Here is a 23202-nt window from a genome sequence, read left to right as displayed (position 1 = left end):
CAGGCAAGGTTGGGTATTTTCCCAGTTTAAGGCAGTTCAAAAAAATGACTTGGACAACAAAAGCTTTTTTAAAATGGTCTGCCGAGCGTCTCACTCAGGCGGGCATAGAATCTCCGCAACTGGAGGCTGAAGTTTTATTGGCTAAAGGGCTGCACGCAAGCCGAGAGGACCTTTACCGAGAGCCGGAACGCAAATTAAAAGAAGAAGAAATCGTCCTTTCTAAAAGTTTCGTGGAGCGGCGTTTTCTTAGAGAACCCGTGGCCTATATCCTCGGCTGCCGGGAATTCTGGGGCATGGATTTTCAGGTGACTCCAGATGTCCTGGTTCCCCGTTGGGAAACCGAAGTTTTGTTGGAGCAGTTTCTTCAATGGGTGCGAGCCACCCCGTTATCTTCCCCCCTGCAAATTTTGGACATCGGCACCGGTTCAGGAAACATCGCCGTTGTGGCCGCAAGAGAGCTTCCCAATGCGCAGGTGACGGCGGTTGATATTTCTCCACCGGCCCTGGAGGTTGCCCAGACCAATGCCTGGGTTCATGGCGTGGCGGACCGTATCAAGTTTGTCCAGGGCGATTTGTTTACCTGTGATCTGAAGGGTCCCTTTCATGCCATTCTTTCAAATCCCCCATATATTGAAGATGGAGAAATGGAATCTTTAATGCCCGATGTTAAAAATTTTGAGCCGAAACGGGCCCTTGATGGTGGCGAGCAAGGATTGGAACTTTATAAACGCATTCTGCCAGAGGCCTTAACCCATTTGATCGAAGGCGGGGCTTTGTTTTTAGAAGTTGGTGACCAGCAGGCACCGGCGGTGCGATCTCTTTTTGCAGAGTATGGCGGCTATCAGACGCCGCAAGTGACTTTGGATTACACAGGAGTGGAACGGGTGGTTTCTGCACGGAAACGTAAAAATGGATAAACTCATCATTGCAGGTGGACGGCGGCTTACAGGACAGGTCGCGATCAGCGGAGCTAAAAATGCGGTCTTGCCCATTTTGGCCGCCACCCTGTTGACGGCAGGCAGGAATGTGATTGAAGGCGTTCCCCGTGTCCGCGATGTCACCACCATGATCCGCCTGCTTGAAGAACTTGGCGCCCGCCTGGAAAGCTTTGAAGGCGACACCCTGATAATCGATACCTCCGGAGTGAACAATTCGGAAGCTCCGTACGAGCTGGTATCGACCATGCGCGCGTCTTGTTTGGTTTTGGGTCCGCTTCTCTCCCGTCTGGGGAAAGCCAAAGTTTCTTTGCCCGGCGGCTGTGCCATCGGTGCGCGTCCCATGGATTTGCACATCAAGGGATTGCAGACGATGGGAGCCGATATCGAACTGGTTCAAGGTTACATCCACGGAACCGCTGGAAAAGGATTGAAGGGCGAGCATATTTATTTTGATACGGTGACGGTGACTGGAACAGTCAACCTGATGATGGCCGCAGTGCTTTCCGAGGGTGAAACTGTGCTGGAAAATGCCGCCAAGGAACCGGAAGTTGTTTTTCTGGCCGATGTTTTGGTCCAGTCTGGCGCTAAAATTGAAGGTCAGGGAACGGATGTCATCACCATTCAGGGAGTCAGTGGCCTCAAACCTATCGAGTGCAGGGTCTTCCCCGACCGTATAGAAGCGGGAACCTACATGATTGCGGCGGCCATCACTGGCGGAGACGTGGAAATCACCAACTGCATTTCTCAACATGTGGAACCGCTCATACACAAATTACAGGAAGCGGGAGTGTGTGTAGAAATCAGTGGCACCAGCATCCGGGTCAAAGGAGGAAATTCCTTTAAGGGGGTTGACATAAAGACCCAGCCACACCCAGGGTTTCCAACAGATCTCCAGGCTCAGATGATGGCGTTAATGACTTTAGCGGACGGGCAGAGTATCATTGTGGAGAATGTGTTTGAGAACCGATTCATGCATGCGGCGGAACTCAGGCGCATGGGAGCAAAAATTACATTGGATGGGCGCACCGCCATTATCAAAGGAGTCGGGCAGTTGTCCGGCGCTCCCTTGATGGCGACCGACCTGAGAGCGAGCGCGTCTCTGGTGTTGGCGGCACTGGCGGCGAAGGGAGAGTCGGTGATATCCCGCGTCTATCATATTGACCGGGGGTATGAAGCGATGGAAAATAAATTAGTCCAGCTGGGCGCGACCATCCGGCGTGCCAGATGACCTGAGGACAAAGCAAAAACGGTATGAGTTTTTTTATAAAAAGGCCAATAACGCGATGAGTGAGCCTGAGGAAAAACCATTACACGAACAGAATTTCCATAATATCCTTTTGTGGATGCCCAATTGGATCGGCGATGTCATTCTGGCATTGCCCGCATTGCAGTCCCTGCGCGCAAAATATCCCCATTCTCGCATAACGGCGGTGGTAAAGGCTCCAGCCGACCAGATCCTGATGGCCCACCCGGCGGTGGACACCGTGATCCAGATTCCCTCCAAGTCGAAAGGCGGTTATCTGGCGGGGTTGCGGTTTGCACGAAAACTTAGAAAATACAGGTTTGATCTTGGAATCGTGTTTCCCAACTCGATCCACACTGCGTTTATGATGTCTCTTGCCGGGGTCAAAAACCGGCTGGGATATAATACCGAAGGCCGGGAAATTTTCCTGACCCACCCGGTTTCCGTCACCTCTCTTGCCAAAAGGACCGCCTACCGGGTCGATTATTTTTTTGATCTGATGGAGCCACTTAAACTTGACCCGGACGAAAAAAAATTCCTGCCGTTAAATAAAAACGGGGAAGATAAGTTCGTGGAGGAATTCCTGTCCCGTTCAGGCTGGGAGAAGAACCAGTTGTTGATCGTGGTGCATCCGGGGACATCCAAGCCGCAACGCGGCTGGCATTCAGAACGTTTTGGAATACTGTGTCAGAAACTGGTCAAGGAGTATCCTGTCAAAATCATTCTTCTAGGCAACGAAAAAGATGCGGGCCTCTTGGCGCAGATACGAAAGTTTTCTCCTGGGCATGTGGTTCCCGTACCGCCGAATATGGACTTGCGGGAAGTGGCCGCGCTTCTGGAGAAAAGTCACCTGTTCATTGGCAACGACAGTGGCATGATGCACCTCACCAGCATGGTGGGCACTCCGTTGGTGGGCATATTTGGTCCGGGGAGTTCTCTCACCAGCGGGCCTTATATAGATAAGGCGAAACAGGAAATCGTGACCAAAAACTTCGAATGCTCTCCCTGTCGGCAGAAATTTTTCAAGGAATGCAAACCCTCGCCGCACAACAAACCCTATTGCCTGGAAGATATCAGCGTCAAAGATGTGTCCGAAGCCGTAGTCCGGCTGATGAAAAAACTGGAAGGCAAAAAAGCCGTCGGCGGATGATTGATAAAAAATCCCCTTCTCCCCTGTGGGGAGAAGGCTGGGATGAGGGGCCTCGCCCCTTAGCAAAGAGCCTGGAAGGGATTTTGTATCACTCCTTCTTCTTAGATTCAGCCACCAGTTTTTTGAACCAACCCAACTCCCGCACATTGTCAAAATCAGAGTCGTTGATATTTTCTTCAGTTAAAGGCTCCATTTTGATACTCTTCTCCAGCCAATCCTGGCACCCCTTTTCATCTCCCGTCAAAGCGGCCAGGCATGCCATATTAAAAAGAGCCTCGTACATGTCTGGTTTGATTTTCAAGGCTTCTTGATATTTTTCTCTTGCCTTAACGAAGAGTTCGTCCGCCTCCTCCCCGGTTTTGGTCTTTGCGTGTTCATGAAGGGCAAGGCCCCAATTATTGAGAGCCTCGTGTTTTTCGGGTTTGATTTCCAAGGCTTGCTGATATTTTTCTACGGCCTGGGTGAAGAGTTTGTTCGCTTCCGCTTTCTCTTCCTCACCGGTTTTGGTCTTTGCGTGTTCATGAAGGGCAAGGCCCAAATTGTATAGAGCCTCGTGGAGGTTGGGTTTGATCTTCAAGGCTTCCTGAAGTTTTTCCTCGGTCTGGGTGAAGAGAAGGTCGGCTTCTTTCTCGCTTTTGGTCCTCGCCTGATCGTAGAGAGCTTTTGCCAAGTCTATATAAGCCCAGGCTAACGGTTCGATGAGTTGGGGGTGGGTGGTTAGTTGGTGCTTAATACAAAATTGCACAAGTTCTTCATCATCACCAGCCATCGACAGGCGCAAGGCCTCGGCAACGAGTTTTTCCTCATCACCAGCTTCATATTTTTCAATGGCCTTATTGATGTTCGATCGGGTATCACTGAGGATATCCTCGGATTGGTCTGGAAGAATGAGGGGCTCTAAATCCTCAAAAGTATCCTGGAGGTGGGTAAAAGGATGAGTGACAAACTTGGGAGGAAAAATTTCCAGCTCTTGCGTCAGCTTGATGAAAAAAGAGTCCGCATCATACCCCTTGGTATAAAAGGCTCCCTTTCCGGAAACCAGAAGACCTTCGCGCACATGTTCCGAAGGTTCTTTTTGGTCGTGCCCAATCCAGTAAAGCCCCCTGCTAAACTCTTTGACTTTTTCGAGGTGTTTAAATACCGGGTCGCATTCCCCACTGTAGCCCACAACCATCCAGGTTCGTTCCCGTCCCGCATCCTCAAAAACCGGTGCAAAAGTATCCACATGTCCTTCCACATCTTTAGTGGTGTGAAGGAGAACGAAACCGGTGTGCTGGCCGTGCAAGTGAAACACCGCTTTATCGGGAATTCGATCGGGATCAAAATGTTTGGACGCGGCGAAATCATAGATGGCGGGAAATTCACGCAGTAGAGCGCAGGCCCTGGCCACCAGGGGATCGAAGTTGACGGTCAATACCCGGTCCACGTAACCTTGTTGGATGAGAAGACCGATGCACATGTGCGCCCAGTTGACCTTAGCCCCACCAATATATTTGACAATCAAATCATGCCTTTCACCGGGGAGGAGTTCCTCCATGCAATGGGCGTAGTCTTTTTGTTTTGCTCTTTCATAAGCGCGTGTGTGATCCTTCTCAATTTCCTCTACAAATTCCCTGGCGGTGGGAATTCCTGCTGTGACCGAGCAACCGGCTCCGATTAACAAGGTGCACTTTCTGCCCTTATCTTTCGCGGCTCTCAATTGAAAAACAATATCTTCAATCTGGCGTTCAAATTTCTGGTCCATAGGCCTACCTGCGTTAAGTTCAATTGGGCGTTAGAGATAAAACGAGGATATATTAATTTCGTAGATCTTTGAAGGAAGAAATTTGAGGGTGGACGTTCGAGAGTGGGATAGTTTGAACTAATATCCCGGCTTACGGGATTTCGGGTCGGAGTTTTTGTCGCCTGGTTTTTCTTCCGGTGGCTCAGGTTCAACCGCCCAATAGGGTTTCAGATCAAAATATCCTAAAATGAGTTCCTCTTCCGCAATCGTCACTTGTTGTGGGTTGTGAGGCGTGGGCGCGTCCATGAGGGATTCCTTGCGCCAGGCAGTTCGCACTTTCCCCAAATCGATGGACCGGCAAACCTCTATAGGAAGAAGCAAGGTTTTACCTTTGATATTCAGCATCCCACCGAGGGTGACCACTGCGTAGCGGGCAAGAAGGGTCCCCGATTCCACCACCAGGGCTTCGATTCGGGACAACGCATCGTCAAATTCATCGTAAAGATAGCATCCGATGATCCGGTCCTGCTCGCGGAGTTTATAAATATTTTCTGAAATATAGGTCAGTCGATGTATGCTCATGCCGCCGGGGTCATCAGAAAGATTGAATTTCCATTATTTAAATGGGTTCGTTAAGTACTTGTATCTTAAGGTTTTTATTATAGCATAGCTGGCTGGAAATTGTTATAATAACCTTGAGCTTGGGGCATCGGAACCCAGCTTGGAACCCTTAAGGACATCTCTAAAAATGGTTCCGGGCCATGAGCGGATTTTATGAAATAAGGGTCCGCGAGTTGCCTGCCATAAAAATATCGAATTATTATAGATACCCTTAAGTCTTATCAGGAGTGACATGAACGCGAAACTGAAAATCGGTTTTCTGAAATCAGTCATTGTACTGGGTGGAGTGTTGCTTTTTTACGTTCAGGGTTTTGCTGGAGTTTCAAGTTTTTATAAATGGAAGGACGATCAGGGAAAAGTCCATTTCACTGATGATCCCTTGAAGATCCCCACCCAATACCGCTCTTCTGACAAGGTGGAAAAAAGGCGTGGACTGTCGGCTCCAAAGTCGGAGCCTGTCGATTCCCCGGAAGCGCCGGAAAAAGCAAAGGTTGACCTGGGCAAAAAGGTCAGTGAAGAGGAGCAGGCGGCGATGCAGGGCGCGCTCAGTTTTTTGAAAAGCGATATCCAGCGTTACAAAAAATACGCAGATTACGTTCCGCAACAACGCCATGCCGTCTTGCTGAGAAACGAAATCGTAGAGGTTCTTCCTGAAAAGGAAGCGTTGGACAAAACACTGGAACCCTTTGACTCCGGGCTTCTCAAGGATGTCAAAAGTTTTCTCAAGCAAAGCCTGCAAAAGGACTACGAAGCGAAAAGCCGGGAGTACCCGCGCCGCTTGATTTTCATAAACGAACGATCCCGCATCAATGAAGAGCTCCCGCAAAAAAACACGCTGGTAGAAAAACTGGAAGTTGAGATCGCTTCTCTACCGAAATCCGATCCCGCCCAACCCAAACCATCTCCTACAAGCCCCGACAACAAAGAGCCGGGAGTAAAAAATCCAGAAATTGAAAAAAAGGAAGTTGGCCCAGGCAGAACTGAATAGTATTGAGACCTCGTAAAAAAAAATTTGCAGTTTCCACTCCATCTAACGTATTGTTCTCTGTAGATATTTTCTGGATGACTTCTCAGTCAAAATTTTGAGGCGGCTTCCTTTTAGATAATAATCTCCCTCCCTCTATGGCTTCATTAGATAAATTTTTTGCAGATTTGAGCGGCATGGTCTGGGGTCCCTGGCTCTTGTGTTTGCTGGTGGGGACCGGAATCCTGCTGACCATTCGCCTGCGCGGAATTCAGTTTCGTTGTCTTTTTTATGCGCTGCGTCTGGCTTTTTCAAAGGAGCGCGATGGCGAGGGAGACATCTCCCATTTTGGTGCGTTGATGACGACGCTGGCCGCCACGATCGGCGTTGGCAACATCGCAGGCGTCAGTACCGCCGTGGCGCTCGGCGGACCGGGTGCCATATTCTGGATGTGGATCACGGCGCTGTTTGGCATGGCCACCAAATACAGCGAAGGGTTTCTGGCGGTGAAGTTTCGTAAAGTCAATGGCAACGGAGAGATTTCCGGCGGCCCCATGTATTACCTTGAGCATGGATTGGGACAAAAATGGCTGGGGATGTGCTTCGCATTTTTTGGTGCGCTGGCGGCGTTTGGCATCGGCAACATGGCGCAGGCCAACACGACGGCGGAGGCGATCACGGAAGTTTCGGGCATCGGCAAGGTTCCCGTGGGCATCTTTCTTGCCTGGTTAACTGCAATGGTGATCCTGGGCGGCATCAAGCGCATCGCCAACGTATCCTGCATACTGGTCCCGGTTCTGGTGATGATTTATTTTGGCGGTGTCGTCATCATCCTCATCAAAAATTTTTCCCAAGTCGGGCCGGGGCTTAAGATGATCTTTGAACAGGCATTCACGGGAACGGCGGTCACCGGAGGGTTTGCCGGGGCGACATTAGCCCAAACGGTTCGTTATGGGATCGCACGCGGCTTGTTTTCTAACGAATCCGGCCTTGGAAGCGCTCCCATCGCCGCCGCTGCAGCCCGGACGAATCACCCTGCCAAGCAGGCTCTGGTCTCCATGACAGGAACGTTTCTGGACACCCTCATTGTCTGCTCTTTGACGGCGCTGGCATTGGCGGCCACGGGAGCCTGGGAATCCGGTGCGACCGGGGTGGCATTGACCATTCAGGCATTTTCCGCCGGGTTGCCCGGCCAGTGGGGGCAATGGATCGTGACGCTTGGAATCATCAATTTTGCTTTTTCCACCATCCTGGGCTGGAGTTATTACGGAGAAAAATGTTTTGAATATTTAGCCGGTGAGAAATACGTTCCCTATTACCGCTATGTCTGGGTGGTGTTTGTTTTTATCGGGGCGGTGGTCAAGCTGGAACTGGTGTGGAATTTTTCCGATGTGATGAATGGTTTGATGGCTATCCCTAACCTGATCGGGCTTCTGTTTTTAAGCGGTCTGCTGGCACGGGAAACCAAAATTTTCGAAAAAGGGGTTAAGGACGGGTCCATCGACAAATACGATTGAAACTTGGTTTTTGCCGGGGAAGAGAGTAACCTGTTTTGGTCCCATCAATTGACTGAGCGAGGAAAAAATGGCAACGGAAGATCTTGAAATTGCCTACACGGTTCTTCAGGAAGAAAACGCTTACATCCTGCGTGGATTTTTAGAAAATGCGGGAATTCCCTGCCAACTGGAAAACCTGACGTTTCATGCAGAGCCGATCCCGGTGGCCGGACTCACCAAAGTCCGCTTATGGACAAAAAAATCAGATGTGGAAAGAGCCCGGCAATTGATTAAAGAAGCCGAGCAGTTTGATTCCTGCTCCTCCTGCGGTCACGTGGTTTTTCCCGAGGACATGACTTGTGATTTTTGCGGGGAAACTTTGGAGCCGACTTGAAAACGACTCTGGCAGGGAAGGCCAAACCTTCCGCTCAGATTGCGAGTCGCATCAATCGAAGAACCGGAATTTGATGATGAACCACAGAGCCGCCACTCCATCCTTCCAGGTAATTTTTTTACCTTCTGAATAGTCCCGTCCGCTGTACGAGATCGGGACCTCGTAGATCCTGAAATTTTTTTAGCGATTTTATTGGTAATCTCCGGCTCAAAACCAAAGCGGTTGCATTTCAGCGTGATGGAGTCGATTACTTTTTTGGAAAAAACTTTATAACCCGTTTCCATGTCCGTCAGATTCAGGTTGGTGAACATATTGGAGAGCGTGGTGAGAAGTTTGTTGCCGACGTAATGCCAGTAAAACATGACCCGGTGCGGTCCGCCTAGAAACCGGGAGCCATACACCACATCGGCGCGTCCGTCCAGAATCGGTTCCAGAGGCGCCCCGTAATCTTTAGGGTCGTATTCCAGATCAGCGTCCTGAATGATTATGATGTCGACCGTCGCGTGGGTGAACCCCGTCCTGAGAGCGGCTCCCTTGCCTTGATTGCGGGAATGGTAAATCACGCGAAATCCCTCCCGGTGCTTATACTCCGCAAGAATTTCCTGCGTTCCGTCGGTGGAACAATCGTCGATTAAAAGGATTTCCTTGTCATAGTCCGTAGCTTCGACCCTGCGAACCACGTCTCTCAGGAAAGCCTTCTCGTTGTAGACGGGAATGACGACAGAAAGTTTCAAATTGAAGAAGGGGAATTAGAAAAGGGTGTAGATGAATGGCGCTACAGCGCTTCCCTCACTCAAAATTATCAGGAGGCTCATGAGCAGCATGACCAGAATAATGGGACCCAGCCACCACTTTTTTCGGGCCTTCATGAAGCCCCAGAATTCGGAAAGAATAGAAAATTTGCTGTTAGTATGTTCGCTCATAGAAAAAGTTTAATGGATGAAACCCTTGTTGTCTAATAAAATTTTTGAATTATGGGAGGGAAATTTTTCTATGCGTGCAATTCTGGACGAAACACCTTGAAATTTCACCGGAAAGAAACATTTTCCCCAATCAGCCGATCGGTCAAAATATTTGCGACGATTCCCGTCAGCAGGCCGGAGATAAGGGCTAAAGACAAAAATACCGGGAGCAGGCGGAGAAACGCATCCTGTGGGATGAATACAAAGTAAACGCAAAACGTGACCGCCAGAATGTGGGCAGTGGCTCCTGTAATGCTGACGCCGATCATGCTGAACGGGCCAGCTCCCCGTCGATACGCCAGAGCCATGAGCAAGGCGGCGGCTAATCCCCCTGTGAGACTTAGAAAAAACGTCGGCCCCAGAAACGTCCCGCCGATGATGGAACCCAGAAAAACCCTGAGTCCCGTGACCATCAGAGCTTCCTTGAAGCCGAGAAACACCAGCGCCAACAACGTCATGATGTTGGCCAGCCCCAGCTTGATCCACGGCGTGGGCAGCGGAAGCAAAGCTTCAACGCGGTGCAGGATGACCCCCAGGGCCACCATCAGCGCTAGGGTGACCAGTTTTTTATCGGGGAATTGTGGGGTAATGGGAGGCATGATTATTTGTGAAAGGTTTGATTGGTAAATTTCCTTTAATTGCTGTTGGTGTTTTTCTAAATCCCCCTAACCCCCTTTAGAAAGGGGGAACCAGTTTCTCCCCCTTCCATGAAGGGGGCCGGGGGGATTTTATATCATCCTGCATGCCCCGAAAGGAAGGGATGGGTGAAAGGAACAATTTTTATTCCCCCTTCTCCATTTCTTTTTTTAATTTCTCAAGGTATTTTCTTGCCAGAGTTAATTCAGGATCTAATCGCAAGGCTTCTTCATACTCCTTTTTTGCTGCCTCAAGGTTCCCTTGACCCTTATAAAGGTTTCCCAGGTTGTGGTGGGGCAACGAAAAACTGGGGTCAAGCTCAATGGCTTCTTTATACTCCTTTTTTGCTGCCTCAAGGTTCCCTTGACCCTGATAAAGGTATCCCAGGTTGGAGTGGGGCAACGAAAAACTGGGGTCAAGCTCAATGGCTTCTTTATAGTATTTTTTTGCCTGATCCATCAGCCCAAGATCATGAAAGGCGCTACCTTTTCTATGAATCAAACTGGCCTTGATGCGGATATTTTTTGGATTCAAGGCTAAACCGGCAAACACGTCAGCCAATGCGCCGTCGTAGTCTTTGGCACGCCATTTTTCAGTGGCCAACGCCAGATAATCCTCCGGCGAGCGTCTTTCAGGAGCCCGCTCTTCTGCCTCTTTAATGTAATCTTGCTCTTCTTTTTCGATTTCAGGGGAAAGTTGATCTTGAGATACTTTGAGGACAAGTTCCCGTTCCTTTTCTGTAGGTTGATTCCTAACGCTAACGCCGAACTCCCCACCCCCTTTCCCCCATTTAGCTCCAAAATTTGCAATCCTAGTTGGTCCCACACCTGCCATACCAATTAATAAAACTCCTAATCCAAAAATAGATACTGTAAGCCAAGGTTGGTTTGCGCTAATAAGGTCAGAACCCAATTTAAAAAGCCATCCTCCAAATAAGAATAGGATAACTTGTGATATCCACTCTGGTATGTTCTGTATTTCTCGCTCAGACATAAAAGGCCCACCCGTTAAAATTCATCAAAATTTTTATTTTATATGGATCGCCCCACTTTACCACTCTAGCAATTTTGGGCCAAGGGGATTTTCAGGTACGGGAGGTTGCGCTTCGAGAACGGAAATGCTCAATCGGAAGGGTGGGGCACTTTGGTAAAAGTGTATTCATCATTTTCGAGGTCGACCTTGATGGTATGGCCAAAATCGAACTCGCCAGTGATGATTTTCATGGATATCGGGTTTTCGATCTGATCTTCAATCAGCCGTTTCAAAGGCCGCGCGCCGTACATTTCGCTGAACCCGTCTTCCGCCAGTTTGTCTTTCGCCTCGGTGGAAACCTCGATGCTGAGTTTTTGGTCGGTCAGGCGTTTATTGAGGTTGTTGATCATGAGATCGGCGATGGCACGGACGTTCTCCGGCGTCAGATTGTGAAAAACCATCAGATCGTCCAGGCGGTTCAGGAATTCCGGCTTAAACAGCTTTTTCGCCTCGCTCAACACCATGGCCTGGATCTGTTTGTATTTTTTTGTGGTTTCGGTCGCGGTCCCGAAGCCGATGCCCTTTTGCGTTTCCGAGATGGCTTTGGAGCCGATGTTGGAGGTGCCTATGATGATGGCGTTCTTGAAACTGGCCACTCGCCCATGAGCGTCGGTCAACCGCCCGTCGTCGAGAAGTTGCAGGAGGATATTGAAAATATCCGGATGGGCTTTTTCCAGTTCGTCGAGCAGGATGACGCTGTATGGATTGCGCCGGATTTTCTCGGTCAATTGTCCGCCTTCGTCCTAGCCCACGTACCCCGGTGGAGAGCCGATGATTTTGGAAACCGTGTGTCTTTCCATATACTCCGACATGTCCAGGCGGATGATGCGGTTTTCGTCATCAAGCAGAAACTCAGCCAGCGCCTTGGCAAGTTCGGTTTTTCCGACGCCGGTCGGCCCCAGAAAGAGAAAACTGCCGATGGGTTTATTTTTTTCTTTGAGGCCCGCGCGGTTTCTACGGATGGCATTGCTGACCGCGATGATGGCGTTGTTTTGTCCGATCACCCGTTTGTGGAGGTTCTCCTCCATGTGCATCAGTTTGTCTTTTTCCGTTTCCTTGATTTTGCTGACCGGGATGCCCGTCCAGGTCGCAACGATATTTGCAATATCGTTTTCCGTTACGTAGGCGTCTATGCCGTTCAGCTCTTCTTTCCACTTCTTTTTTTCTTCGCTGAGCTTTTTATCCAGTTCGAGAATTTTTTGCCGAAGTTCCGCCACCTCCTCGAAATCCTGTTTGGCGAATTCTTCATTCTGCCTCTGCATCAGACTGTTTTTTTCATTTTCCAATTCGCGAATGGGAACGGGAACATTGATGAGAGGCAGGTGTTTTTGCGCGCCTGACTCATCCAGCAGGTCGATGGCCTTGTCCGGCAACGCCCGGTCGGAGATATGTTTTTCGGATAAATTTGCTGCGGCCACAATTGCCGCGGGTTTATAAGTTATCTCGTGATGCTGTTCGTATTTCGATTTAAGCCCTTCGAGAATTTTAATGGTCATTTCCACCGAAGGTTCCTGGACCAGAACCGGCTGAAACCGTCTGGCCAGTGCTTTGTCCTCTTCGATATGTTTTTTGTATTCATCCGTGGTGGTGGCGCCAATGCATTGCAACTGCCCCTTGGCGAGAGCTGATTTCAGCATATTGGACGCATCCACGCCACCGGCGCCCCCTCCGGCGCTGACGATGGTATGCAACTCGTCGATGAACAGAATGATGTTGCCCTTGGCGGCGATGATTTCATCCTTGATCATTTTCATGCGTTCCTCGAACTCGCCGCGCATCTTGGCTCCGGCGATGACCTCCGACATATCCAGCACCTTGACGCGCTTGTTCAACAAGGTTTTTGGCACTTCAGCATTGACGATTCTCTGCGCCAATCGGTCTACGATCACGGTTTTCCCCACGCCGGTTTCACCGATCAGAACGGGGTTGTTCTTTTTCCGGCGGGTGAGGATTTGAATGAGGCGGTTGATTTCATTTTCCCTGCCGATCACCGGGTCCAGTTGACCTTTGCGGGCGAGGTCCGTCAAATCCGTGGTGAATTGATCCAAAGCGTTGAACTGTCCCTCCGCATCTTTGGCGTCGACGGCTCGACCGCCTCGCATGATCTCCAGCTCTTCCCTGACCTTGTCGTAATGAAGGCCGACTTCTTTGAGGATCGAAGATACTTTTCCGACGCGAGGATCTAAAAGGGCAAGAAAAACCGCACCCACGCCGATGAACGTGTCCCCCATTTTCTTCATTTCCCCCTGGGCGATTTCGAACAGAGTTTCGGTTTCCTGGGCGAGCTGGATGTTCTGGACGGGGTGGCCCTTTATTTTTTGTTGACCCTGTTGCGCTTCATAGATGGCTTCCACCAAACTGTTGGCAAGATGTTTTTCTTCCGGACGGAGCCTGGTCAGCAATTCGGCAACCATGGATTCTTCCTGTTCCAGCAACCCCAGCAGGATGAAATCCGGGGTGAGCAGATTCTGATGCAGGTTGACCATTTCCATGGACCCGATGTTCAGGGCTTCGACGACTTTATTAGTGAAATAGCGAACGTATTGTTGAAGCATATTTTCCCGGATTGAGTTTGATTTATAGTGCCATCACTTTAACAGATATTTTAAATGGCACTGAACCGAATCGCTCAATGCCTGTAAGTTGTATCCGCCTTCGAGCATGGAAATCAACCGTCCTGCACAAATTTCCTGAGCCGCATTCTTGAGCAGTTCCGTCATTTTACCGAAACCCTCCGTCGTCACTTCCATGTTGGCCAAAGGATCATCTTCATGGGCGTCGAAGCCCGCTGAAATAATGATCAGATCGGGTTTAAACCGGGTCATCTCAGGAATGAGCTTGTTTTCAATGAGATCGATATACTCTGCATCGCCGCAATACGCCCGCAAAGGAAAATTGAGCGTGGTTCCCAAGCCATCGCCGGAGCCGGTTTCGTCTTTATCCCCCGTTCCGGGATAAAACGGAAACTGGTGGATGCTGGAATAAAAAACCGAGGGGTCTGAGTAAAAGGAATGCTGGGTGCCGTTGCCATGATGAACGTCCCAGTCGAAAATAAACACCCGGTTCAGATCCCTTTCGCGGATAGCATAGCGGGCGGCGATGGCAACGTTGTTGAACAGGCAAAACCCCATAGCGCGGTTCTGTTCCGCATGGTGGCCGGGAGGACGCACGGCGCAGAAAACATTATCCGCCTCTCCATCCAGAACTAAATCCACCGCTGTCAACCCGGCTCCTGCGGCCAGAATAGCGGCGTCATAAGAGTCTTTGCTGATGACCGTGTCGGCGTCGAGGTTCCGCACCCCTTGTTCACAGGAGGCTTTCACCTGGTCGATGTATCCGGCGCTGTGGTTCATGGCGATCTGCTCAGGGGTCGCGGGCCGGGGCTCGGTAAAAATCAGGTCCGGGGAAATATCCGAACCCTGAATTTTGCCATAAATGGCTTCCAGCCTTCCCGGATTCTCCGGGTGCGGGCTGGTTTCGTGTTTCAGGTAGAGCGGATTATATATAAAGCTGGTTTTTCCCATAACGGTCGCTTCCTTAATTTTAGGAGTTCCCCAGGCAAACAGGTTATTCTTTGTTTACATACGAATCGGTGAGAGAATATCAGAATAAAAAATTCAGGACAAGCGCGGCTGGAATGGATTCTACGATATTGCAAGAAAAAGTGAGAGCAATCGAAAAGGCGGCCAGGAACCTTGGGTTTGACGGCTTTGGCATCACCCGCCCCAAGATTCCGCAAGCGGTGGAAAGATACCAGCGCTGGCTCGCGCTTCAATACGAAGGCGAAATGGGGTATATGAGCCGCTGGGCAGAAAAAAGAGCGGATTTAGACAAGGTTCTCCCCGGCGTTCAAAGCGTGATCTGCTTGCGGACCAATTATTTCCCCAAAGAAAAAGACCTGACCTTTCTGGACGACACCGATCAGGGCGATATTTCGCTTTACGCGCTCAACGACGATTATCACGATATTTTGACTCCACGGCTCAAACAGCTCGAAGAAAAAATCCATCAGGGATTCAACGACTGCCAAACCAAAGTCTATGTGGACACCGGCCCGGTGCTGGAAAAACCGCTGGCCGAGCAAGCCGGCATCGGCTGGGTGGGCAAGCACACCAACCTGATCTCAGAGGGCGTCGGGTCCTGGTATTTCCTTTCTGAGATCCTGACCGACATTCCACTTCCCGAAAGCCAGAAAGCTGTGAACCGTTGTGGCACCTGCCGCGATTGCATCGACATCTGCCCCACACAGGCGATCATAGCGCCCTATGTTCTGGACTCCAGAAGGTGCATTTCCTATTTGACCATCGAGCTCAAGGGCGTGATTCCTGTGAGGTACCGCAAAGCTATTGGCAATCGGATTTATGGCTGCGACGATTGTCAGATCGTTTGCCCGTGGAATTCCTATGCAGTAAAAACCGATGAGGAAGCCTTTCACGAGCGGGAGGGCGTTCGTCGTCTCATCGACTTGATGCGTCTCGATGACGAAGGTTTCAGTCGTCGGTTTCGCAAAAGCCCCGTCAAACGCATCAAACGCCGGGGCTTGTTGCGCAACGTTGCGGTGGCTCTGGGGAATTCAGGAAACCTTGACGCGGTTTCCCCTCTCATTGAGGTTCTCAATGACAAAGAGCCCCTCATTCGCGCCCACGCGGTTTGGGCATTGGGAGAATTGTTGCAAGAAAAAGCACCCACGGTTTTGTGGGAGAACCTCCGGGAAGAAACCGATGAAATGGTGTTGACGGAAATTCGGAATGTTGATAAAACCTTCCGTCGGACGTCCGGCTCGTATTTTTCTAGCGAATAATAAACTCATTGGTAAAATGACTGTCTAAAGCCTATAATTGACTCCGTTTGATCCCAAAGAACCAAAGGATATCACAGGGGCATGAAGGCAATGGATAGGGTGTCACAAGCGCCTGCCCTGTATTTCCTCCCCGCGTAGCGGGGTTAATCCCAAACATACAAAGGACTCATGAGCGAAGACAATAATTTCCGATTCTTAAAAGCGTGCCGTGGCGAGCCGGTAGACGCGACTCCAGTGTGGTTCATGCGCCAGGCGGGACGTTATATGAAGGCCTACCGCGATCTCAAGGAAAAATATTCTTTCCTGGAAATGTGTAAAACCCCGGAACTGGCCACCCAGGTGACCCTGCAACCGGTGAACGCCCTCGACATTGACGCCGCAATTATATTCGCGGATATCCTCCTGCCCCTGGAACCGATGGGAACGGGACTGGAGTTTGTCGCTGGAGATGGCCCCTCGATTCCCCGCCCCGTCAGGGATGTCAAGGCGGTCGATAACCTGCGCCCGGTCAATGCGGAGGAACAATTAGGATTTGTTGGCGATGCTATCCGCATGGTGCGCAGTGAAATATCGGGAAAAGTTCCTTTGATCGGTTTTGCCGGAGCGCCCTTCACCCTGTGCAGTTATATGGTGGAAGGCGGTAAATCCAGAGAATTCAAAACCACCAAAATGATGATGTTTGAGACCCCGGATCTGTGGGAACGCTTGATGGATAAAGTTTGCGTTATGCTGATCGACTATTTGAAGATGCAGGTGAATGCAGGCGCTCAGGCCTTGCAGATATTCGACAGCTGGGTGGGATGCTTAAGCCCGGAGGACTACAGCCGTTATGTTCTGCCTCACACCAAGCGAGTGATTGATGGGTTGAAGGATTGCGGCGTTCCGGTCATCAATTTCAGCACCGGCACATCGACCATGCTGGACCGTGTGGCTAAGGCAGGCGGTGACGTGATCAGTTTTGACTGGCGCATCAATCTCGATGATGCGTGGCGACAAGTGGGTCATGATCAGCCGATTCAAGGCAATCTCGATCCCGTGACTTTGTTTGCACCGCTTCCTGTTATTAAAGAAAGGGTGCACGACATCATGCGCCGCGCCGAAGGTCGGCCCGGTCATATTTTTAATCTGGGACATGGCATATTGCAACACACCCCAGTGGATCATGTAAAAGCCGTTTGCGATATGGTTCACAACTACCGTCATGGGTGAGCGTCCAACCACCGCTTTGTTCTTGATGGCCCACGGGGCGCCCAACGCGGTTGCGGACATTCCCCTGTATCTGAAGAATATTCGGGGCGGGAAAGACTCCACCCCTGAGGTCATCCAATTGATCCAGGAGCGTTACCGGGCCATCGGTGGCAGTTCGCCTTTGCTGGACATCACAAGGGGGCAGGCCGAGGCGCTGGAAAAGTTCGTCAATCAGGATGGGAAAAACGCCTTCAAAGTCTATTTTGGCATGCGTAGCTGGAGCCCCTATATTCGGGACGTTGTTCAGCAGATGGTAAACGATGGCGTGAAAAAGGTTTATGCCCTCTGCCTCGCCCCGCAATACAGCACATGGAGTACCGAGCGTTACTTTAAATCTTTCAAGGAAGCGTTGACGGCATGTGATGCGGAAGATTTGGAGGTTCATTATATATCAAGCTGGTGCGACCATCCCTGCCTGACCGATGCGTTTGTTGAAAAATATGAGCAGGCCATCGAAACGTTGCGACAACAAGGCAAAGACGAGGTTCACACTATATTCACCGTGCACAGCATACCCGCATCTTCTTTGGATGCAGGCGACCCTTACGCCGAGGAATATGAAAAAACCGTACGCAAAATCGTGGAGCGGGTAAAACCGGACCGCTGGACCATGGCTTACCAGAGTCAGGGAATGATTCCGGTCCCCTGGTTGGGGCCGAAGGTCGAAGCAGTTCTTGATAAAATTGCCCGTACTGGCTCTAAGACGGTTTTGGTGGTTCCGGTGGGTTTTGTTTCTGATCATATCGAAATTCTTTACGATATCGATATCGACTTCAAAAATTATGCAAGGGAACGCAAGCTCGACCTTCACCGGACAGAGTCCATGAACCTTTCCCCTGCCTTCATAGAAGCCATGGCTGCGGTGGTGTGGGAAAACCAGGTTTGAAATTCATTGGGATTAAAAACTTTTAATTCCAATTTAATCCAAATTCAATTTTGTTTTTTTTAATCTTAAAAGGAACCGACACTCTAACTGGGATAAGGAACCTGTGATATGGGAAATGCAAAATTGCTGCGTGCACCCTTGACAGCCGTATTGGTTGGGGCCTTGTTTGTTTCTTTGGCAGTGGGGGTGGCCCCCGTGCAGTCAAAAACCGACAAGCTATGGACGGAAAAAAAGCAACCTTCAAAACCTGAAAAAGTTATTATCGGCGGCGATCTTTTCAGCCGGCTGGCGGAAAATCTGAGTCCGGCGGTGGTCAACATCCGTTCCCTGCAGGAGGTCAACCGTCGTTTCTATGGCGATACTCCTTTTGGGATTCCGCGAAAACCAGATCAGCCGTCTTCAGGAGATTACCAGCAAAAAGGCGAAGGGTCGGGTTTTGTCATCCATAAGGATGGGTATATTTTGACCAATGCCCATGTGGTGCTGGGTTCCGATGCGGTTCAGGTGGCGTTGTCGGACGGAAAGTTATTTCGCGGTAAGCCCGTGGGGATCGATTCGATAACGGATATTGCGCTCATCAAGATCGATGCGGGGTATGATTTGCCGGTTTTGCCGTTGGGAAGTTCCGATAAGTTGAAACCTGGAGAATGGGTGATGGCCATTGGCAGTCCCTTCGGATTTGATTTGACGGTAACCGCCGGCATAGTCAGCGGCAAGGGGCGGTCTCTGGGGATGAGCGTGTTTGATGACTTCATTCAAACGGATGCCCCGATCAATCCCGGCAATAGCGGCGGTCCTTTGATCAATACCGAAGGCGAGGTGGTTGGGATAAACACCGCCATTCTTCCTCAGGGTCAAGGGCTTGGGTTTTCCCTGCCGATCGATCTGGTCAAGAAACTCATTCCGCAATTGCTGGAAAAAGGCCGGGTAATTCGTAGTTGGCTGGGTGTCACCGTGCAGGACATTACTTTGGCCGTCAAGGAAACCCTGCGCCTGCCCGTGGATCAGGGATCTCTGGTCACGGAAGTGGTGGCGGGCAGTCCGGCCTACCGGGCAGGGATCAAAGCCAATGATGTCATCCTGAAGTTTGACGGACAGCCGATCAAAAACTCGCGGGAACTTCCGAAACTGATCGCACACACCCCCCCCCGGGGAAAAAATAGCGGTTATCCTGTTTCGCAAAAACAAAAAGATGATGCTCAATGTAGAAGTGGAGGAAATTCCCGATCTTGGAGAACGTTAGGCAGATACGAAATGCTTTTGACTGGATTCCATCTTGAAGCGCCTGCAGGGATCAATCTTTAGAATATCTCGAAAAACTCAACTTTGACTCTGAGCCAATCCCTTATCTAATGGATTGGCGATTGCAAAAGCCAAAAAATATCAATTTTTAAAAGTCCCCTAAAAACTTTAAAATGGAAATCTTATGAATAAGGATTTGCTGAATCCTCAGCAGTTGCAATCCGTATGTCATGTCGATGGTCCGCTCATCGTGGTCGCCGGCGCCGGATCGGGCAAGACGCGGGTGATCACCACCCGGATCGCCCATCTGGTATTGGAAAAAGGAGTTTCGGGGCAACGTATTCTGGCGATCACCTTCACCAACAAGGCCGCCGCCGAGATGAAAGAACGGGTCCGAAAAATACTGGGTAACACCGACTCGCCCCCGTGGATCAGCACCTTTCATTCGTTTTGTCTGAGAATATTGAGACGGCATATTTCCACCCTGGGGTTTCCCGGTGACTTTGTCATTTATGATTCCCAGGACCAGTTGTCTTTGGTCAAACAATGCATGAAGAAAATGTCGATGAATGTGGAGGCGTTCCCGCCTAAATCGATTCTCAATCACATCAGCGGATTCAAGAACGATTTCCTTTTTCCGAAAGATATAGATCGCGACTCGCTTCCCTTTGGCAACAAGATGAAAGCCGCAGAAGTCTATGTGGTGTATCAGGAAGAACTGAAAAAAAATAACGCCCTCGATTTCGATGACCTGCTGATGTGGACCGTGCGCCTGCTTCGAGAAGTGGGGGAGGTGAGCGAGCTTTACAATGATCGGTTTCAATACATCATGGTGGATGAGTTTCAGGACACTAACCTCACTCAGTACCATTTACTCCAACTCATTTCGAAAAAGCACAAAAATGTTTGCGTGGTGGGAGATGACGATCAAAGTATCTACCGCTGGCGCGGAGCCAACCTGGAAAACCTTTCGCATTTCGAAAGAGATTATCCGGGAACCACGGTGATCAAGCTGGAGGAAAACTACCGCTCGACGCAAAACATTTTGAAAGCCGCCGGTGAAGTGGTCAAGGAAAACCTCAACCGCAAACCCAAAACCCTGTGGACCAAAAATGTAGCGGGTGATCCGATCGTTTATTACCGGGCGGAAGACGAGGTCGATGAAGCCAGAAACGTCTGCAAAAAAATTGTCATGTTGAGCCGGGAGAAAGGCATTTCGTTCAACGATATGGCGGTGTTGTATCGCACCAATGCGCAATCGCGGGTGATGGAGGATGCGTTGCGCCGCGAAAGAATTCAGTATCAGGTATTCGGTGGATTGAAATTTTACGCTCGCAAAGAGAACAAGGACATTCTTTCCTATTTGAAGGTGATGTTGAACCCGGATGATTCCGTGGCTTTGAAACGCATCATCAATCTGCCCGTCCGGGGGATCGGAAAAACATCGCTGGATAAAGTCGAAGTCCATTGTGAACAAACGAATATTTCTCTCATGCAAGGGTTGCGAGACGTGGGGACAAACGGTCTGCTGTCCACGGCGGTGAGCAAAAAAATCACGGCATTTGTCGAGATGATGGACGGCTTTTCCGCCTTGTTCCAAAGCGGGTCTCCCGTCGATCTGGTGCGCGAGGTGATTGTGCGTTCAGGGTATGAGGCCATGCTGGATAAAGAGAATACGATTGAAAGCCGGACCCGAAAAGAGAATCTGCAGGAATTGTGCTCGGCTGTGGAGCAGTCGGTGGAAACGCAGGGCCAAAGTCTGCAGGAGTTTTTAGATTCCACCGCGTTGGTTGCGGACATCGATTCTCTCGATGATTCCCGTGGGGTCCTGCCGTTGATGACGCTTCATACCTGCAAGGGTCTGGAGTTTGACGCGGTGTTTATCATCGGCATGGAGGACGGGCTGCTGCCGCATGGCAGTTCCATGTCGGACCCTGCCGAATATGAAGAAGAGCGGCGGCTTTGCTATGTGGGATTCACGCGGGCAAAAAAAATGTTGTTCGTCAGCAACGCCCGGCGCCGGAAAATTTATGGAAACGTATTTAACTATTCACCGTCGCAATTTTTGCTGTCAATTCCAGAAGATATCCTGGAGAAAGAAAGCAGTCTGGGAGGAGAAAAAACGATGCCTTCCTTTTCATCAAATTCGGCATCGAATGTCCCTTCAGGTCCTGCCTACGCCATACGTTCACAATCAAGGTCCGCGGCGGTGGATCAGCCTTATTCCATCGGCTCCAAACTTTTGCATCCGGCCTTTGGCACGGGGGTGGTGATGAACCGCACAGGCAATGAAGACGACTTGAAGCTGGAAATATTTTTCAAGCGACCGCATGGGAAGAAAAAAATCGCCGTCAAGCATGCTAAATTGATTCCCATGTAACCCATTGCATTTCTCACAACAATGAGGGCTTTTAAAAACTTCCCTGAGGTGCAGGGGAATTGAAGGTCACAGGGGGGTACTGGATTTTTGCTGTAAAAGTTTACTCAGTCGGTCTTTCTCCCCCGGCGGCAGTCTCAGGCTGAGAACGATGCGGTCCTCCTCATAGTCTTCCTTGACGATAATAGCCTGTTTGCGGATTTCAGAAATCAAATCGGTTTGCGAATATTTCAGTTCGAGGGTGTAGGGGATCAAACGGTTTTCATAACAACGAATGATCGCCTGTTGAAGGTGTTCGATACCGTCACCCGTTTTGCATGAGATCATAACCGCTTCCGGGGATAAATACCGGGCCTTGGCGAGAAGTTCCGGGTCGCTGATTTGATCGATTTTGTTGAATACCAGAAGAGAGTCTATTTCCTGGGCCCCAAGTTCAGTGAGCACCTGATCGACAGTTTCCATTTGCTTGCGGTAATGAGGATGGCTGAAATCCACCAGCTTGATCAGAAGATCCGCTTCGCGCACCTCGTCCAACGTGCTTTTAAAAGACGCCACCAGATCATGCGGTAGTTTATCTATGAGGCCGACGGTATCCGCAAGAAGCACCGGATAGGGGAAGTTTTTCTTAATTTTGCGAATGGTGGGGTCCAAAGTTGCAAACAGTTTGTCTTCCACCAGGGTGTCGGCTCCGGTCAACCGATTCATCAAGGTGGATTTGCCGACATTGGTGTAACCCACAAGAGCTACGCGGTAGATCCCCTGTCGGCTTTTTCTTTGGGTGACTTTCTCTTTGTCGATTTGTATCAGTTTGCGTTCCAGTTTGGTGATCTCGTTGCGGATGAGACGCCGGTCCAACTGGATCTGCGTTTCCCCCACGTCCTTAAGACCAATACCGCCGCGTTGCCGCGACAGATGACCCCACATGCGGGTCAGCCGGGGCAGGGCATATCTCAACCGCGCCAGTTCGACCTGGGTTTTAGCCTCCCTGGTGTGCGCGTGGTCGTTGAAAATTTCCAGAATGAGCCAGGACCGGTCGATGACCCGGCATTTGAGGATATTTTCCAGGTTGCGGTTTTGTCCCGGTGAAAGTTCGGCATCAAAAATAACCGCGTCAGGCTCGTGGTGGCTGACTGCCTGACCGAGTTCTTCCACCTTGCCGCTTCCCAAAAAGGTTTTGGGGTTGATGGTGGACAACTTCTGCGAAAGCCGGGCGACGGGGTGGTAGTTCGCGGTGGTGGCCAACCCCTCCAGTTCCTCAAAAGAAACCGACATGGAGGTTGCCCGCGGCAACTCGACGCCAACGAGGACCGCTTTCTTTTCTGCAGGAGCCGGTTGTCTATTTTGAGAAAAGGTGATTGTCATAGGATTCCGTTCGATTATAGCGGATTTTTAGGGACAAGCGTGAAGTGTTTGCTGTGAAAACTGGAAATATTGCATTACGCGCCTGGAACCGGTGCCGAATTAAGGCAGGAAGGATTCAGGGCTGGAC

At 50.2% G+C, this 23202-nt stretch carries 19 protein-coding genes and 2 pseudogenes; 11 read left to right on the top strand and 10 right to left on the bottom strand.

Going from position 1 to position 23202, the window contains the following annotated elements:
- Positions 1 to 44: 44 nt before the first annotated feature.
- From prmC to waaF, 3 genes are read left to right on the top strand one after another with little or no spacing between them, the layout of a single operon-like run.
- Positions 45 to 917: a peptide chain release factor N(5)-glutamine methyltransferase gene (gene prmC, locus O3C58_05185; protein MDA0691256.1), complete on the top strand. Its 873-nt coding sequence runs from the start codon at positions 45 to 47 to the stop codon at positions 915 to 917.
- On the top strand, positions 910 to 2166 hold the full coding sequence (murA, locus tag O3C58_05180; protein MDA0691255.1) for a UDP-N-acetylglucosamine 1-carboxyvinyltransferase: 1257 nt from the start codon (positions 910 to 912) through the stop codon (positions 2164 to 2166). The genes prmC and murA overlap by 8 nt, the downstream gene beginning before the upstream one ends.
- 55 nt (positions 2167 to 2221) lie before the next feature.
- The gene (gene waaF, locus O3C58_05175; GenBank protein ID MDA0691254.1) at positions 2222 to 3331 is read left to right on the top strand and encodes a lipopolysaccharide heptosyltransferase II; all 1110 of its coding nucleotides are present in this window, start codon (positions 2222 to 2224) and stop codon (positions 3329 to 3331) included.
- An 88-nt stretch (positions 3332 to 3419) separates the two neighbouring features.
- Here waaF and O3C58_05170 read toward each other — a convergent pair whose 3' ends face one another.
- Together O3C58_05170 and O3C58_05165 are read right to left on the bottom strand one after the other, a co-directional pair.
- Positions 3420 to 5075, bottom strand: coding sequence for a hypothetical protein (locus O3C58_05170; GenBank protein MDA0691253.1), 1656 nt, complete (start codon positions 5073 to 5075; stop codon positions 3420 to 3422).
- A 117-nt stretch (positions 5076 to 5192) separates the two neighbouring features.
- Complete coding sequence (locus tag O3C58_05165) at positions 5193 to 5636, bottom strand: PRC-barrel domain-containing protein (protein ID MDA0691252.1); 444 nt, start codon at positions 5634 to 5636, stop codon at positions 5193 to 5195.
- Between the two features lie 271 nt (positions 5637 to 5907).
- Between O3C58_05165 and O3C58_05160 the strand changes: the two genes are divergently transcribed.
- The 3 genes from O3C58_05160 (at position 5908) to O3C58_05150 (ending at position 8529) form a co-directional block, all read left to right on the top strand.
- The gene (locus O3C58_05160; protein ID MDA0691251.1) at positions 5908 to 6663 is read left to right on the top strand and encodes a DUF4124 domain-containing protein; all 756 of its coding nucleotides are present in this window, start codon (positions 5908 to 5910) and stop codon (positions 6661 to 6663) included.
- Between the two features lie 134 nt (positions 6664 to 6797).
- Complete coding sequence (locus O3C58_05155) at positions 6798 to 8156, top strand: sodium:alanine symporter family protein (GenBank protein ID MDA0691250.1); 1359 nt, start codon at positions 6798 to 6800, stop codon at positions 8154 to 8156.
- A 67-nt stretch (positions 8157 to 8223) separates the two neighbouring features.
- Positions 8224 to 8529, top strand: a complete 306-nt coding sequence (locus O3C58_05150; protein MDA0691249.1) for a DUF2007 domain-containing protein — start codon at positions 8224 to 8226, stop codon at positions 8527 to 8529.
- Between the two features lie 51 nt (positions 8530 to 8580).
- On the opposite strand, the pseudogene O3C58_05145 reads toward O3C58_05150, so the two are convergent.
- The 7 genes and pseudogenes from O3C58_05145 to O3C58_05115 all read right to left on the bottom strand — a co-directional run bounded on the left by O3C58_05145 (position 8581) and on the right by O3C58_05115 (position 14683).
- A pseudogene (locus tag O3C58_05145) lies at positions 8581 to 9263 on the bottom strand (glycosyltransferase family 2 protein).
- Between the two features lie 15 nt (positions 9264 to 9278).
- Positions 9279 to 9452, bottom strand: coding sequence for a DUF5989 family protein (locus tag O3C58_05140; protein ID MDA0691248.1), 174 nt, complete (start codon positions 9450 to 9452; stop codon positions 9279 to 9281).
- Between the two features lie 104 nt (positions 9453 to 9556).
- The gene (locus tag O3C58_05135) at positions 9557 to 10090 is read right to left on the bottom strand and encodes a Gx transporter family protein (protein MDA0691247.1); all 534 of its coding nucleotides are present in this window, start codon (positions 10088 to 10090) and stop codon (positions 9557 to 9559) included.
- Between the two features lie 181 nt (positions 10091 to 10271).
- Positions 10272 to 11120 (bottom strand): tetratricopeptide repeat protein, encoded by an 849-nt coding sequence (locus O3C58_05130; protein ID MDA0691246.1) that lies wholly within the window; start codon positions 11118 to 11120, stop codon positions 10272 to 10274.
- 128 nt (positions 11121 to 11248) lie between these two features.
- Complete coding sequence (locus O3C58_05125) at positions 11249 to 11560, bottom strand: hypothetical protein (protein ID MDA0691245.1); 312 nt, start codon at positions 11558 to 11560, stop codon at positions 11249 to 11251.
- A gap of 15 nt (positions 11561 to 11575) precedes the next feature.
- Positions 11576 to 13645 (bottom strand): annotated as a pseudogene (locus O3C58_05120) (AAA family ATPase).
- Between the two features lie 102 nt (positions 13646 to 13747).
- Positions 13748 to 14683, bottom strand: coding sequence for a histone deacetylase (locus O3C58_05115; GenBank protein MDA0691244.1), 936 nt, complete (start codon positions 14681 to 14683; stop codon positions 13748 to 13750).
- Positions 14684 to 14796: 113 nt separating this feature from the next.
- Between O3C58_05115 and queG the strand changes: the two genes are divergently transcribed.
- The 5 genes from queG (at position 14797) to O3C58_05090 (ending at position 21716) form a co-directional block, all read left to right on the top strand.
- Positions 14797 to 15960 (top strand): tRNA epoxyqueuosine(34) reductase QueG, encoded by a 1164-nt coding sequence (gene queG / locus O3C58_05110; GenBank protein MDA0691243.1) that lies wholly within the window; start codon positions 14797 to 14799, stop codon positions 15958 to 15960.
- Between the two features lie 168 nt (positions 15961 to 16128).
- Positions 16129 to 17169, top strand: coding sequence for a uroporphyrinogen decarboxylase (gene hemE / locus O3C58_05105; protein ID MDA0691242.1), 1041 nt, complete (start codon positions 16129 to 16131; stop codon positions 17167 to 17169).
- Entirely contained in the window at positions 17162 to 18094 is a 933-nt protein-coding gene (hemH, locus tag O3C58_05100; protein MDA0691241.1) for a ferrochelatase, read from the top strand. Before hemE ends, hemH begins: the two co-directional genes overlap by 8 nt.
- 108 nt (positions 18095 to 18202) lie before the next feature.
- Positions 18203 to 19399 carry a trypsin-like peptidase domain-containing protein gene (locus O3C58_05095; protein MDA0691240.1) on the top strand — a complete coding sequence of 399 codons (1197 nt, stop codon included), beginning with the start codon at positions 18203 to 18205 and terminating at the stop codon, positions 19397 to 19399.
- Positions 19400 to 19520: 121 nt separating this feature from the next.
- Positions 19521 to 21716, top strand: a complete 2196-nt coding sequence (locus O3C58_05090) for a UvrD-helicase domain-containing protein (protein MDA0691239.1) — start codon at positions 19521 to 19523, stop codon at positions 21714 to 21716.
- Between the two features lie 66 nt (positions 21717 to 21782).
- Here O3C58_05090 and hflX read toward each other — a convergent pair whose 3' ends face one another.
- Complete coding sequence (gene hflX, locus O3C58_05085) at positions 21783 to 23075, bottom strand: GTPase HflX (protein MDA0691238.1); 1293 nt, start codon at positions 23073 to 23075, stop codon at positions 21783 to 21785.
- Positions 23076 to 23202: the final 127 nt, after the last annotated feature.

The organism is Nitrospinota bacterium, assembly GCA_027619975.1.
Classification (GTDB): domain Bacteria; phylum Nitrospinota; class Nitrospinia; order Nitrospinales; family VA-1; genus JADFGI01.
Note: the sequence above shows the minus strand (reverse complement) of the source record. Positions and strands in the feature narration are given on the sequence as shown.